A 12,755-nucleotide genomic window follows, 5' to 3' on the forward strand; every position below is an offset into this window, starting at 1 on the left:
CAACGACCGACTACAAATGTTCAACAAAAATACCGAATGTGCCCTCCGCTGTTTGCTATTCCTTGCAGAGCAGGGAATTGGAGTACCCATTCTCTGTCGCGACATTGCGCACGCCGTAGGGGTTTCGGAACCCTGCGTGGCTAGCGTATTACGGATTTTAGCCAAACGTGGCGTATTGGAATCTCTCAAGGGCAAGGGTGGCGGCTTTGCGCTGCGACCTGAGGCTGCGAGCCTGAGCGCCTATGACATTCTGCAAGCGGTAAGCACTGCCCCAGAAAAACAGGTGCACTGCATTCTCGGACAAAAAGAGTGTTCTGACCTCCACCCCTGCCCGCTGCACACTGCGTGGATGGAATTGCAGGAACAACAGAACAACCTGCTCAGGGGATTCTGCTTGGCCAGTCTGATTCCGTCCTGAGGGACAACAGAAGCGTCATACGTTGAACAGAAAGTTCATCACGTCACCGTCATGGACGACATAGTCCTTGCCTTCGGCACGCAGTTTACCGGCCTCTTTGGCACCCGTTTCGCCACGGTAGTGAATGTAATCTTCGTAAGAGATCGTCTGCGCCCGAATAAAACCACGCTCGAAGTCGCTGTGAATGACCCCGGCGGCCTGAGGCGCAGTAGCCCCTACCGGGATCGTCCAGGCACGCACTTCCTTTTCGCCGGCGGTGAAATAGGTCTGCAGACCTAAAAGCTGGTAGGCAGCGCGGATGATCCGGTTGAGTCCTGGCTCTTGTAACCCGAGGTCCTGCAAAAATGCGAGCTGTTCTTCCGGCTCCAACTCCGCCAGTTCGGCCTCGATGGCGGCACAAACTGGTACCACCTGCGCGCCCCGTTCCCCCGCCCATGCCTCCAAAGGTGCCCGCCACGGGCCGTCTTCGAGCTCGTTCTCCGCCACATTGGCGATGACCATCAAGGGCTTCAGGGTAAGCAGAAAGAGTTCGCGCAGCACTTGGCGCTCCTCTGCCGTCAGCGGCGCGCTTTGTGCCGGCTTGCCGACGTTCAGGTGCGGCTGCAGCTTGTTCATGGCGGCAAGCTCCGCAATCGCCTCTTTATTCCCGCCCTTGGCCTGCCGCGTCACGCGCGTCAGTGCCTTTTCCAGGCTGGCCAGGTCCGCCAAGACCAGCTCCGTCATGACGGTTTCCAGGTCAGCAACGGGATCGACCTGCCCATTCACATGCACCACATTCGGATCGACAAAACACCGGGTCACCAGGGCAATGGCGTCGGTCTCGCGAATGTGGGCGAGAAATTGATTACCGAGACCCTCTCCCTGGGCGGCACCAGCCACCAACCCGGCGATATCGACAAACTCCATCACCGCCGGCACGACCTTCTGCGGATGAACGATTTCCGCCAGGGCCAGCAAGCGCGGATCCGGAACACTGACCAGCCCCACATTGGGTTCAATGGTACAGAAGGGATAGTTTTCTGCCGCAATCCCCGCCTTGGTGATGGCGTTGAAAAGGGTGGATTTACCAACGTTGGGCAGGCCAACAATGCCGCAAGCCAAACTCATGGAGGGCTCCTATTCGCTGTGCAGGGTCTTCATGGCGGCATCCGCCCGCCCGGCGAGAAAATCATCCAGAACACCCAGACTGCGGTCGATGGCGGCATGGATTTCCGCTTCTTCCGTAGCCCCAGGGCGTGCTAGCACATATCCCACGACCCGATCCTTGTGGCCGGGATGCCCAATGCCAATACGCAGGCGCCAGTAGTCCCGCGTCCCCAGGGCGCGATCGAGATCGCGCAGACCATTGTGCCCACCGTGGCCACCAGACCATTTGAAACGGGCCACACCGGGAGGAAGGTCGAGTTCGTCGTGCACCACGAGGATACGCGCAGGCGAAATCTTAAAGAAGGCGGCAGCGGCCTGCACCGGCGCTCCGGAACGATTCATGAAGTCCTGCGGCTGCAACACGACCAGATCATGGCCGCCGATCGCGAACCGGGCAAGCTCCGTCTTCCAGGCCTTCTCCAGGCGCCAAGAAGCTTGGTGGCGCTGCACCAGTTCCTGCACAAAGCAAAAACCCGCGTTGTGGCGGGTTTTTGCATAGTCCGGACCGGGATTACCCAGACCGGCAATCAACCAGTCCATGAAGCGGGTTACTCCGCCGCAGCGCCTTCTTCTTCACTGGCCGCCGGACCATGTGGGGCATGGATCGACACCACTTCCTTGTCATCCCCATGCTTGAGCGCAACCAGCACGACATTGGCCGGCAATTTGAGGTTGGACAAATGGATACTTTCGCCCACTTGCAGCTCGCGCACATCCACTTCAATGGCCTCTGGCAGCTTGCCGACCGGGGCCTGAATCTCGACTTCCGTCAGCGCACGATGCAGCAGACCGCCTCCCATCTTCACTCCTACGGCGTTTTGTTCGTTGAGCAGGTGCACAGGCACACTCAAGGTGACCAACTCACCTTGGTGCACGCGCATAAAGTCCACATGAAGGATATCATTCTTATAGGGATGCATCTGCAGGTCGCGAATCAGCACGCTTTCCTTGCGGCCACCCAGGTCTAGGGTAATGACGTTGCTATACACCTGCTCATTGCCAAGAAACTTGTAGGCGGCAAAGACATCCAGGCTAATGGATTCCGCCGGCTTGCCGTCGCCATAAACGACCGCCGGGATCCGGCCCGCGCGGCGCAAGCGTCGGCTGTTACGACGGCCTTCTTCCTTGCGTGGCTCGGCAGCAAGGACAAAATTTGCTTCGGTCATTGATGATTACTCCTTCTATTGCGTTATCACGAGCGGGGCGAGGGACGACCGTGCCTTTCTCCCCTGAACGAGGCGCAAACTATACGAGGATCAAGACCCTGGCGCAAGGCAGGGATACGCCCTCTCCCCGGGGCGGAATCAGTCACTCCAAGCCGGGGGGAGGACCCATGACGGAATCCTGGGGATATACCTCGCCCGTACCGAGGGTATCGGCACGGCCGGCAGGCACACCGACCTCTCGCGCCGCCTGGGTCATCATGCGCCGATATAATATCGTGCCAGTGCCGGATTTTTGCTGACGCCCAGCCCCTTTTCATAGGCCAGGCCGAGGTCGAAATCAGCCTTCGCCACCCCCAGGTCGGAGGCGATGCGATACCAATGCAGGGCTTGCTCCCAGCTCTTGGGCACCGTGCGTTCCTGTTTGCAAATGGGTGGCGCGTAGAGCGTACCCAGAAAAAACGCCGCCTCAGCATGGCCGTTGCGTGCTGCTCGCTGCAGTTGCGCCAGGGCCTGCGGATCCTGTTCCGCCTGATTGCGCAGGGCTTCCCAATCCTGCGCGAAGGCTGGCAGCGCAAGAAAGGCGGCAACCAGGGCAAGGGCACGGAGGGGCACTCTCATGCGCCGGCATGCTCGCGAGTGGCATGGAAGATGATCTCCGGCCAGCGCTCCTGGGTAAGCTCCAGATTCACCCGTGAAGGCGCGAGATAGGCAAGACGATTGCCGGCGTCTTCCGCCAGATGTTCTTCCAGCTTGCGGCTGAATTCCGCCAGGCGCTTGGCATCCGCGCATTCCACCCAACGCGCGGTCTGCACGCTCACGGGTTCAAAGCTGGCCTCGACGGCATATTCGCTCTTCAGCCGCTCCGCCACCACATCAAACTGCAAGACCCCGACCGCGCCGAGGATGAGATCCCCACCCTGCAACGGACGAAAAACCTGGGTTGCGCCCTCCTCTGCCAACTGCTGCAGACCTTTCTGCAACTGTTTGGCCTTGAGGGGATTGCGCAAACGCACGCGGCGGAACAGTTCCGGGGCAAAGTAGGGGATGCCGGTAAATTGCAGGTCTTCGCCCATGCTGAAGCTGTCACCGATCTGGATGCTGCCGTGGTTGTGCAGACCGATGATATCCCCGGCATAGGCGTCTTCCACCAGTTCACGCTCACGCGCCAGGAAGGTGATGGGATTGTGAATTTGGATCTCTCGCCCCAGGCGCAGGTGACGCACGCGCATGCCGCGCTGAAAGTGCCCAGAACAGATGCGCAGAAACGCGACCCGATCGCGATGCTGCGGGTCCATGTTGGCCTGGATCTTGAAGACGAAACCAGAGAACTTTTCTTCATCGGGCTCGACACAGCGGCTCGTGGCGGGCCTGGGAAGCGGTCCCGGAGCCCAGTCGATGAGTGCCTGCAACAACTCGCGCACGCCAAAGTTATTGATTGCCGAGCCAAAAAAGACCGGCGTTTGCTTGCCCGCAAGAAACGCTTCCAGATCGAAGGGATTGGCGGCGGCACGCAGCAGCTCGATTTCATCACGCAAGTCCGCCATTTCCTCGGGAAAACGACGGTCCAGTTCCGGATTATCGAGACCGGAGATAACCTCCAACTCCTGCTCGCGACTCTCCTGCCCTGGGGTAAAGACCAGCATCTCGTCGCGCAACAGGTGATAGACGCCACGAAAGCGCTTACCCATGCCCACCGGCCAGGTGACTGGCGCGCAGGCAATGCCGAGCACCGACTCGACTTCATCCATCAGCTCGGTGGGGTCGCGGCTTTCGCGATCGAATTTATTCATGAAGGTGATGATGGGGGTATCCCGCAGACGGCAGACCTCCAGTAGCTTGATGGTCTGCGCCTCGACGCCGTTGGCGGCGTCGATGACCATCAGTGCCGAATCCACTGCCGTCAACACGCGATAGGTATCTTCGGAGAAGTCCTGGTGACCTGGCGTGTCGAGCAAATTGATCACGTGATCGGCATACTCGAACTGCATCACCGAACTGGCGACCGAGATGCCACGGCTCTTCTCAATCGCCATCCAATCGCTAGTGGCGTGACGACTGCTTTTACGTGCCTTTACCGTCCCTGCCATCTGGATGGCCCCACCAAAGAGCAGTAGCTTCTCTGTCAGGGTCGTCTTGCCCGCATCCGGGTGCGAAATAATGGCAAAGGTGCGACGGCGACGAATCTCGTCCAAGCTGTGGGGGCGCGCCAGCGCCTCGGCATTTTCCGACATTTCGTTCAACTCTCAGACAACGTGGAGAGGGCATTGATCAAGGAGCGAGACAACACCAAGGCATCCTCGCGACCCTCTTTGTTTCGATAATACTGCAAACGCACGCCAATTTCATGAAAGCCTGCCTGATGGTAGAGCTCCTGCGCGGCATGGTTGGAAACCCGCACCTCGAGAAACGCTCGTTCGGCACCCAGTTGTTTGGCGCGACCGAGTAACTGTTGAAGCATTTCTCGGCCATGACCACGGCGACGATAGAGCGGATGGACTCCCAAATTCAGTACATGCGCCTCCGCCGCCCCCACCGAGAGGACGCCAAAACTGAGCAACTGGTCACCTGCCACCCCCACCCAGGCATCGTAACCGGCAAGCAGACAGTCCCGAAAAATCCCTCGCGTCCAGGGACCAGGGGATATCTGCTCTTCCAAAGCCGCCACGGCATCGAGATCATCGCTGGTCATGATCCGCAGCGCCACTACTTGCCCTCCTCGGCCTGGGAAGGACGGATGTAGTGCGGTTCCAGTGCTTCTGGCGGGACTCCCGGGTCGCTCGACGCGGCGCGCCGCCGCGCGATTTGCAAGACCTGCGCCGCTTGGGGATAGGCGTCGCCGCGCCAGCAACGAACGTCGGACCAGCGCGGCGCATACTGGGTCCAGCCCGTACCCAGGCCCAGCCAAGGATCTGGTGTCGGTGGCCAGGCGAGATCTTCCGGGCGGCAGACCCGTTCTGCGCCAATCAGCTCGGGAATACCAGCTTCATCCGAGCGGAAGGCCGCCGCGTAAACTTCTCCCTTGCGGGCGTCGAAAGCGACCAGCGTTGGCTCAGCCGGCGCCGCCGCGGCAAGGGCCTGGAGGCTCGAGACCGGATAGATCGATCGTCCGCTTGCGATGCCCAGGCCCTGCATCGTGCTAATTCCAAGGCGCACAGCGGTGAAGCCGCCCGGCCCCACGCCACAGGCGAAGGCATCGATCTGCGCCAGCTGCAATCCAGCGTGCGCCAGGAGGCCATCAATCATCGGCAAGAGCAGATCACTGTGGCGGTTGGGGGCTACAACCACGTCCTGCCATAGATTCTGGCCATCCGAAATGGCTACTGAACAGGCCTCAGTTGCGGTCTCGATGGCTAACCAGATTTTCTTCACGCGCGTTCCCGCCAAAAATCCTGCACCTCTGCAAGCTCGCTACTCTGCCGCATGGGCGGCAGACTCTGCAAGAAGATGCGTCCATAACCCTTGCTGCGCAACCGTGGATCACAAAGCATCAACACCCCGCGATCCTGCTCCGAGCGAATCAAGCGGCCAGCCCCCTGACAGAGGGCGATGACCGCCTGCGGGATCTGCAGGTCACGAAACGGGTCGCCACCCCGCTCCCGAATCCGTTGCATGCGCGCTTGCAGCACCGGATCCCCCGGACTGGCAAAGGGAAGTTTATCGATGATCACCGTCGATAGCGCCTCCCCCTGCACATCGACCCCCTCCCAAAAGCTTGCCGCTCCGAGCAAGACTGCATCGCCGGCAGTACGGAAGCGTTCGAGCAGGCGTGAGCGCGGTGCCTGCCCCTGCACCAGTAAGGGATAGCGCAGACGACTGGAAAGAATCGCCGCCGCCTCCTGCAGGGCGCGATGGCTGGTAAAGAGGAAAAATGCCCGGCCTCCACTGGCCTCCAGCACCGGCAGGGCTGCCTCCAGACAGGCACGGGTATAACCGGGACTGCTCGGCTCGGGAAGCCCGGCAGGCAGGTACAGCAAGGCTTGGTGTGCGTAGTCGAAGGGTGCTACTGCCAGAAAATCCTTACTTTCCGGCAAGCCGAAGAGCTTGCGCGTTTGCGCGAAATCTCCGCCAATACGCAAGGTAGCACTGGTGAGCAGGACCGCATCGAATTGCGAAAACAGGTGTTTTTGCAGGGTCTCGGCGGGATCCAGGGGGGTAGCGTGCAATAACAGCCCGCGTCCCCGACGCTCACACCAACGAACTTCCTGCTCCTCCAGACCAGGTGCGGCGAAATGCGCCAAGACACTTTGCAGCTCTTCGCCACGCCGGGCGCACTGCTCCAGACCCTTGCCGCGCGGCGCGGCGCTGCGCAACTGCTCCTGCAAGGGCGCAAAACAGCGCAACAGCGTACGGAACTGCTGGGCGACGCCCGCATCGTCATCCGGGCACCACTCCTGTCGTCCCTCCCCGGCACTCTCCAGCCAACGTTGCACGGCATGTTCCCAATCCTGCACCGCTGCACGCAAGTCGCCATCGTCGGCAGCCTCTGCCAGCGCTGCAACCCGGATATCCCGCCCCCATTCGGCCAGCCGATGGGCACTCAGATGCTGGCCAAAAAACTGTGCCGTCAGCTCCGGCAACTGATGCGCCTCATCCACAATCAGCGCATCTGCACTCGGCAACAGGTCGCCCTTGCCCTCCGCCTTCAGTGCGAGGTCGGATAGCAAAAGATGATGATTGACGACGATCAGTTCCGCTTCCTGCGCCTGACGCCGCGCCTCCAAGACCGGGCAGGAGGACTGAGCGGGACAGTCCGCACCAAGGCAGTTATCCCGGGTAGAGGTCACCAGCGGCCAGATCGCAGAATCCTCGGCCACGCTGCGCAACTCTGCAATGTCGCCATCCCGGGTGGCGGCGGCCCAGTCCGCAACCCGCAGCAGATCACGCTGCAGGGTAGCCGTCACGCCCTCCCGCAGTGCTTCCTGCAAACGATAGGGGCAGATATAATTGCTGCGCCCCTTGAGCCGCAGGCTACGCAGCGACTGCGGCCACGCCGCGCGCAAGATCGGGAGATCCTTTTCGATGAGCTGGTCTTGTAAGGCGCGGCTGCCAGTAGAGACAATGACCTGCCGACCAGAAAGAAGCGCGGGCAGGAGGTACGCAAAACTTTTGCCCGTTCCCGTACCCGCCTCTATCAGCGCCACCCCGCCATCGCCCAATACTGCGGCGACCCGCGCCGCCATTTCCTGCTGTTGGCCCCGCACGCGGAATCCCGGCAACAACGCGGCAAGGGGACTCGTCGCCCCCAGCATCTCCTCCCAATCGACCAGCCTCTCCGCAGCGCTCATGGGCTGGTCCAACGGGCAACTCGACAAAAGAAATCGAGCGGTTTACCCTGCCGTGCATGTATAAACGCCGCGCCCATATCGTCTTTTTGCACGAACAATACCCGGGAATCGCCGAGCGCGCTGTCGCGCTGGCCGAACAGTCTGGCGGAAAATGGCTGGAAGCGCGACATGAACACCTGGATCGAGACTGGCCTGATTTGTTGATCCTATTGGATGGACGAGACCCAGACAAGTTGGAACTCGCCAGCCACACCCGCGGGAAGTCCTGGCCCTTGGGGCCAGACTGGGAGGCAGAACTGCAGCAGCGTATTGGCGGCATGATTGGCGGCTTCCGCCTGCTGGCCCGCCTAGATGACAGCGGCGCGCCAAATCCCTAGCACGTTTTCCGGATCTGTCCCAGCCCGGGCAGTTTTTTCCAAGGAATTGTGCAGCACGGTCCAGCCGGAAATCGACTGTGCACTACAAATCGTGATCCCCCTGAACCTGATCGTGCGGCCCCAGAATTGCTACACTTCGGCAGCAAAACAGCAAAATCAGGGAGGCAACCGCATCATGTCTGTTCAACTCGAACAGCAGTACACCCGTTTTGACAAACCGTTCCCAAGCAGTCTCAAACAAAATCTCGCCTGGACGGCCTTTCTCACTGTCGGCGCCCTTGGCATATGGGTAGTTTTCCAGGCACAGTTCTGGATGTGGCAGTACATCGTCCTCGCTCTGTGGTACGCAGGCCTATTGTGGTTTGGCCTGAAATGGCCGCATTTTCGTTTGTTCACTCTGGCAGTGTTAGCGATTGCCGGTGTTGGTGTAGGACTCTATGGCCTCGGCTACCGGGATGGGGATAGCCTGCTTCTGCGCTACGTCCTCCACAGCAATGCCATGTTCGACTGGATGAGCGTCGCCATTCTCTGCAGTGCCATTGGCTACTATACCTACCTCTTTCGTGGCAGTGAGATTGGCGGACGCTGGGGTCAACGCTTTGCCTGGGCGGCATCGGCCCTGGGCTTCGCCGGACTCGCCATTCGCTGGCGGGAAACCTACATCGGCCACCCCAGTTGGGGGCACATTCCCGTCAGCGACATCTACGACGTCATGGCCTTGTTCTGCGCCATGACCATCCTGTTCTACCTGTACTACGAAGAAGAGAGCCAGAGCCGTGGTCTCGGGGCGTTTGTTCTACCCTTGGTGCTGATTGCCGACATCTTCATGTTCTGGGTGGGCGCGGCCTATCACCTCGACCGCATTGCGCCGTTGATTCCCGCACTGCAAAGCTTCTGGATGAAGATTCACGTACCATCGATGTTTGTCGCCTACGCAAATTTCTATATCTCTGCCATGGCCGGCCTTGTCTATCTGCTCAAGGACCGCGCAGTCAAACAGGGTGGTTTTTTGCGTGATCGCCTACCCAGTCTGGAAATCCTGGAGCGCAGCTACTCGGGGAGCATCGCTTTCGGATTCCTGTTCTTTACTGTCGGCACTATTCTCGGAGCGGTCTGGGCGGCGAAAGCCTGGGGTGGTTTCTGGTCTTGGGACCCCAAAGAGACCTGGGCTCTGATCGTCTGGCTGAATTACGCCGGTTTTCTGCATGCGCGCAGCCAAAAAAACTGGCATGGACGCCCGATGGCCTGGTGGGCGCTGATCAGCCTCATCGTCGTCACCATCTGTTTCATTGGCGTCAATCTTTTCTTGGGTGGTCTCCACTCCTACGGGAAACTCTGAATCACAGAGCCCAGGCGAGGCCGCAAGCCTCGCCTCTCGTTACGCGAAGATCAGGAAAGGCTGACCCCGTGCGGCAGCCGACGGGCACCGTCAAAACGCGCGGCCCAGTAGGGATCGTTGAGACTGGCCACCTGCACGCCCGTAGCTGGCGTTTGCGCACTCACAAACTTGCCTTGACCGATGTAGATGCCAACATGGGAAAACGCGCGATGCATGGTGTTGAAAAAGACCAGATCACCCGGCTTCAGATCCCGGCGGGGGATTGCCGGCAGGGCGGCCGCCTGCGCGTAGGACGTACGCGGGACGAAAATGTCAAACTTGGCGAGGATGTACTTCACAAATCCACTGCAGTCGAAGCCTGTGCGCGGACTGGTCCCACCCCACACATAAGGCGCACCGATAAAACGCAAAGCTGCTGAAACCAGACCATGAGGTGAAAGCCAGCTGTCGGATGCCGCTTCTGCCGTTGCGTCCTGCGCCGCCAAAGCCACATCGTTGCGCAGTTCAGAGCGGGCGTTATCTCCAGCAGCAAAATCCCCTTCCTGCTGCAGCGCCTCCAGAGGATGACTCGCCCAGTAGTAGGCCTGACTGGCAAGCATCTGCAGGGCAACCCCCAGCGTTCCACCCGGGCGCGATGACACGCCATTCTCTGTGGCTGGTGTCACGGCCACGGCCTCGCTCGCCTTGACTGCCGGAGCGGCAGCCACAGGCGCGTTATCCGCCACTTTGTCAAGGATCAGAGCGGCATTGATGAAATGTGCCGAATCCACTGGATGCACTTCGTCAGGGATGGGGCGCGAGAAGGAATAATGTGGCAAGGGGTTGGCCTGCGGTGCAGCCCCTACCCCGGCAAAGGGCACAGGGGAAAGGTGCATCAATTGCAGTGCGCTGGGGGCAAGGCTATCGAAACTGGCCGGCTGGGTATCGAGAGTGTCGCGGTGAACGGATGGCCCGACGGCGTGGCGCTGTCGGTGCAGCACGGGCCTGGCCTTGTGATGATAGGTGACGGCATGCGTACGCTTACCCACTTCGTGATGGCGCGGTTTGGTATGCGCCTGCGCCATGACCGTCCCCGAATAAAATACCGCCAGCGTTACCGCCACCCCCAACAAGCTTCTACGCATCGCGTTCCTCCAAACGCTCTGGAAGCATCGCTGCATGGGTTCTATCGCGAGAACCACAGGCAGAGACACACCCTGACCCAACACCGCCGTCATGCCACGATGGCAGATCGCCTTTCTATACTTGATGCACTGTATTAGCCATAACTAACACGAATGCCTCATAACGCTTGTTTGGGAATCTAGGCGAAAATGTTCCATCGTGCAAGCATTTGTCAGCCACTTGAAACAGGATGATGACTTTCTGCTGGCGCAAATTCTGCTTACTCCCAGAGAAGGCGTTCTACCGGAGGTGCATTGTGGCTACGAGCAAAGTTTTCTGGTCCAGACTTTCGAGAAATTTCCTGGGAATTACAAACTGTTACAAAAATATCCGGCTAGGTTTCGCCCTCGCGCTGCTGCTTCTGCCCCTTATCCCTGGCACGGCACTTGCGCGGGTTGGCGCAGTCCCGGCGAAAGTATGGTCGCAGTTGGGACAGAGCCACTGGATTGCGCAGGGCAATGGGGCGCGCGTGCTCTACGTGATCTTCGATCCCAACTGTCCTTACTGCCATGTGCTCATCGACGAGCTGCAACCTCTGATCAAACCCATGCATCTGCAGGTACGCTATCTGCTGGTCGGGTTCCTGGATCCTGGCAGCAGCCAGGAAAAAGCCGCCTACATCTTGCAGGCGAAAGATCCCCTTGCGGCCATCCTTGAAAATGAGAAGAAGTTCAACATGGAGCACTTCGGGGGAGTGCCCGAGGTACTCCCCGATGCCCGCAGTGAAAAAATCCTCAAGGACAACCTTGCGTTATTGACCAGCATCGGGCAGAAGACCGTACCCACCATGATCTACCCGGAAAAAGACGGAAGCTATCAGGTTGTTCAGAATGCCCTGGGGCCAAACAGCCTGCGTGACGTTCTGAAGGGTATCCCAGAGCAGGCTAAGAGCTTGCCAGCTCAGTAGCCCCCACGTATCCTTCGTCAAAGGAAAATCGCGGAGGAATCATGCGGGTACGGGTAGCTGCCATTCAAATGGCAATTTCGGAAGATCGCTCCGCCAATCTTGCCAAGGCCGAGCACTGGCTGCGCCAAGCGGCTGCGACCGGTGCGCAGATCATCCTTCTGCAAGAACTGTTCAGCACCCCATACTTTTGCAAGGACCAGAACATCGATTTTTTTGCCCTTGCCCACCCCCGCACAGAGGATCCTGCCCTGCTCCGTATGCAGACCCTGGCGGCCGAACTTGGCGTCGTACTGCCCGTGAGCTTCTTTGAGCGCGCGGGCAATGCCTATTTCAACAGCCTCGTCACCTATGACGCCGATGGCCGGGATCTGGGACTCTATCGCAAGGCGCATATTCCCGATGGCCCCGGCTATCAGGAAAAATTTTACTTCAGCCCCGGTGACACTGGCTTTCGGGTCTTTCCCACTCGTTATGGCCGGCTTGGCGTCGCCATTTGCTGGGATCAGTGGTTCCCCGAAACGGCCCGCGTCCTCGCCTTGCAGGGGGCAGAGATGTTGCTCTATCCCACTGCCATCGGTTCCGAGCCATCGGCACCCGAGATCCATAGTCGCGACCATTGGACCCGCACCATGCAGGGCCACGCCGCCGCCAACGTTCTGCCCGTCATTGCCGCCAACCGCATTGGGAAAGAGGATGGGGAGAGCGCCAGCATCACCTTTTATGGTGGCTCCTTCATTACCGACGGTACAGGTGCACTCCTGGCCCAGGCCGATCTGGAAGAAGGATTCATACACGCCGATCTAGATCTTGAGGCCATCGCTCGCCAACGTATCGATTGGGGCCTGTTCCGCGACCGGCGCCCCGACCTCTATGCCCCCATCTGTAGTTTTGACGGTAAAATTCAAAATTAATTTTCGATGAGCGTATGTCCCGCGCCGAATACCGGTGTTTGC

The 12,755-nt window shown here is 59.6% G+C and carries 14 protein-coding genes; 5 read left to right on the forward strand and 9 right to left on the reverse strand.

What is annotated here, in order from left to right; genetic code table 11:
• The first annotated feature begins 16 nt into the window (after window positions 1-16).
• Window positions 17-418, forward strand: a complete 402-nt coding sequence (locus tag AC2VNM_RS00795) for an RrF2 family transcriptional regulator (RefSeq protein ID WP_483165917.1) — start codon at window positions 17-19, stop codon at window positions 416-418.
• A gap of 15 nt (window positions 419-433) precedes the next feature.
• On the opposite strand, the gene ychF is transcribed toward AC2VNM_RS00795, so the two are convergent.
• The 8 genes from ychF to yoaA all read right to left on the reverse strand — a co-directional run bounded on the left by ychF (window position 434) and on the right by yoaA (window position 8,015).
• Entirely contained in the window at window positions 434-1,525 is a 1,092-nt protein-coding gene (gene ychF, locus AC2VNM_RS00800) for a redox-regulated ATPase YchF (RefSeq protein ID WP_486912708.1), read from the reverse strand.
• 9 nt (window positions 1,526-1,534) lie between these two features.
• Window positions 1,535-2,104 carry an aminoacyl-tRNA hydrolase gene (pth, locus tag AC2VNM_RS00805; RefSeq protein WP_486912709.1) on the reverse strand — a complete coding sequence of 190 codons (570 nt, stop codon included), beginning with the start codon at window positions 2,102-2,104 and terminating at the stop codon, window positions 1,535-1,537.
• 8 nt (window positions 2,105-2,112) lie between these two features.
• On the reverse strand, window positions 2,113-2,730 hold the full coding sequence (locus AC2VNM_RS00810) for a 50S ribosomal protein L25/general stress protein Ctc (RefSeq protein ID WP_486912710.1): 618 nt from the start codon (window positions 2,728-2,730) through the stop codon (window positions 2,113-2,115).
• Between the two features lie 255 nt (window positions 2,731-2,985).
• A complete protein-coding gene (locus tag AC2VNM_RS00815; protein WP_486912711.1) occupies window positions 2,986-3,348 on the reverse strand; it encodes a tetratricopeptide repeat protein in 363 nt (120 codons plus the stop codon).
• Window positions 3,345-4,961 (reverse strand): peptide chain release factor 3, encoded by a 1,617-nt coding sequence (locus AC2VNM_RS00820; RefSeq protein ID WP_483165912.1) that lies wholly within the window; start codon window positions 4,959-4,961, stop codon window positions 3,345-3,347. Before AC2VNM_RS00820 ends, AC2VNM_RS00815 begins: the two co-directional genes overlap by 4 nt.
• Window positions 4,962-4,966: 5 nt before the next feature.
• Window positions 4,967-5,434: a ribosomal protein S18-alanine N-acetyltransferase gene (gene rimI, locus AC2VNM_RS00825; protein WP_486912712.1), complete on the reverse strand. Its 468-nt coding sequence runs from the start codon at window positions 5,432-5,434 to the stop codon at window positions 4,967-4,969.
• Window positions 5,434-6,099: a tRNA (adenosine(37)-N6)-threonylcarbamoyltransferase complex dimerization subunit type 1 TsaB gene (tsaB, locus tag AC2VNM_RS00830; protein WP_486912713.1), complete on the reverse strand. Its 666-nt coding sequence runs from the start codon at window positions 6,097-6,099 to the stop codon at window positions 5,434-5,436. Before tsaB ends, rimI begins: the two co-directional genes overlap by 1 nt.
• Window positions 6,096-8,015, reverse strand: coding sequence for a DNA repair helicase YoaA (gene yoaA / locus AC2VNM_RS00835; protein WP_486912714.1), 1,920 nt, complete (start codon window positions 8,013-8,015; stop codon window positions 6,096-6,098). The genes tsaB and yoaA overlap by 4 nt, the downstream gene beginning before the upstream one ends.
• A gap of 56 nt (window positions 8,016-8,071) precedes the next feature.
• On the opposite strand from yoaA, the gene AC2VNM_RS00840 reads away from it, so the two are divergent.
• Window positions 8,072-8,392 (forward strand): hypothetical protein, encoded by a 321-nt coding sequence (locus AC2VNM_RS00840; protein ID WP_483165908.1) that lies wholly within the window; start codon window positions 8,072-8,074, stop codon window positions 8,390-8,392.
• Window positions 8,393-8,567: 175 nt separating this feature from the next.
• A complete protein-coding gene (gene ccsB, locus AC2VNM_RS00845; RefSeq protein ID WP_486912715.1) occupies window positions 8,568-9,731 on the forward strand; it encodes a c-type cytochrome biogenesis protein CcsB in 1,164 nt (387 codons plus the stop codon).
• Between the two features lie 50 nt (window positions 9,732-9,781).
• On the opposite strand, the gene AC2VNM_RS00850 is transcribed toward ccsB, so the two are convergent.
• The gene (locus AC2VNM_RS00850; protein WP_483165906.1) at window positions 9,782-10,855 is read right to left on the reverse strand and encodes a C40 family peptidase; all 1,074 of its coding nucleotides are present in this window, start codon (window positions 10,853-10,855) and stop codon (window positions 9,782-9,784) included.
• Between the two features lie 296 nt (window positions 10,856-11,151).
• Between AC2VNM_RS00850 and AC2VNM_RS00855 the strand changes: the two genes are divergently transcribed.
• Together AC2VNM_RS00855 and aguB are read left to right on the forward strand one after the other, a co-directional pair.
• On the forward strand, window positions 11,152-11,802 hold the full coding sequence (locus AC2VNM_RS00855) for a thioredoxin fold domain-containing protein (RefSeq protein WP_483167121.1): 651 nt from the start codon (window positions 11,152-11,154) through the stop codon (window positions 11,800-11,802).
• A 41-nt stretch (window positions 11,803-11,843) separates the two neighbouring features.
• Entirely contained in the window at window positions 11,844-12,713 is an 870-nt protein-coding gene (gene aguB / locus AC2VNM_RS00860; RefSeq protein ID WP_486912716.1) for an N-carbamoylputrescine amidase, read from the forward strand.
• Window positions 12,714-12,755 lie beyond the last annotated feature (42 nt).

Source organism: Acidithiobacillus sp. TH-A67 (assembly GCF_057473545.1).

Excerpts from the sequence above, each read along its gene's own strand:
- AC2VNM_RS00795 (WP_483165917.1), top strand. The coding sequence starts at position 17 with ATGTTCAACAAAAATACCGAATGTGCCCTCCGCTGTTTGCTATTCCTT.
- ychF (WP_486912708.1), bottom strand. The coding sequence starts at position 1,525 with ATGAGTTTGGCTTGCGGCATTGTTGGCCTGCCCAACGTTGGTAAATCC.
- pth (WP_486912709.1), bottom strand. The coding sequence starts at position 2,104 with ATGGACTGGTTGATTGCCGGTCTGGGTAATCCCGGTCCGGACTATGCA.
- AC2VNM_RS00810 (WP_486912710.1), bottom strand. The coding sequence starts at position 2,730 with ATGACCGAAGCAAATTTTGTCCTTGCTGCCGAGCCACGCAAGGAAGAA.
- AC2VNM_RS00815 (WP_486912711.1), bottom strand. The coding sequence starts at position 3,348 with ATGAGAGTGCCCCTCCGTGCCCTTGCCCTGGTTGCCGCCTTTCTTGCG.
- AC2VNM_RS00820 (WP_483165912.1), bottom strand. The coding sequence starts at position 4,961 with ATGTCGGAAAATGCCGAGGCGCTGGCGCGCCCCCACAGCTTGGACGAG.
- yoaA (WP_486912714.1), bottom strand. The coding sequence starts at position 8,015 with ATGAGCGCTGCGGAGAGGCTGGTCGATTGGGAGGAGATGCTGGGGGCG.
- AC2VNM_RS00840 (WP_483165908.1), top strand. The coding sequence starts at position 8,072 with ATGTATAAACGCCGCGCCCATATCGTCTTTTTGCACGAACAATACCCG.
- ccsB (WP_486912715.1), top strand. The coding sequence starts at position 8,568 with ATGTCTGTTCAACTCGAACAGCAGTACACCCGTTTTGACAAACCGTTC.
- AC2VNM_RS00850 (WP_483165906.1), bottom strand. The coding sequence starts at position 10,855 with ATGCGTAGAAGCTTGTTGGGGGTGGCGGTAACGCTGGCGGTATTTTAT.
- aguB (WP_486912716.1), top strand. The coding sequence starts at position 11,844 with ATGCGGGTACGGGTAGCTGCCATTCAAATGGCAATTTCGGAAGATCGC.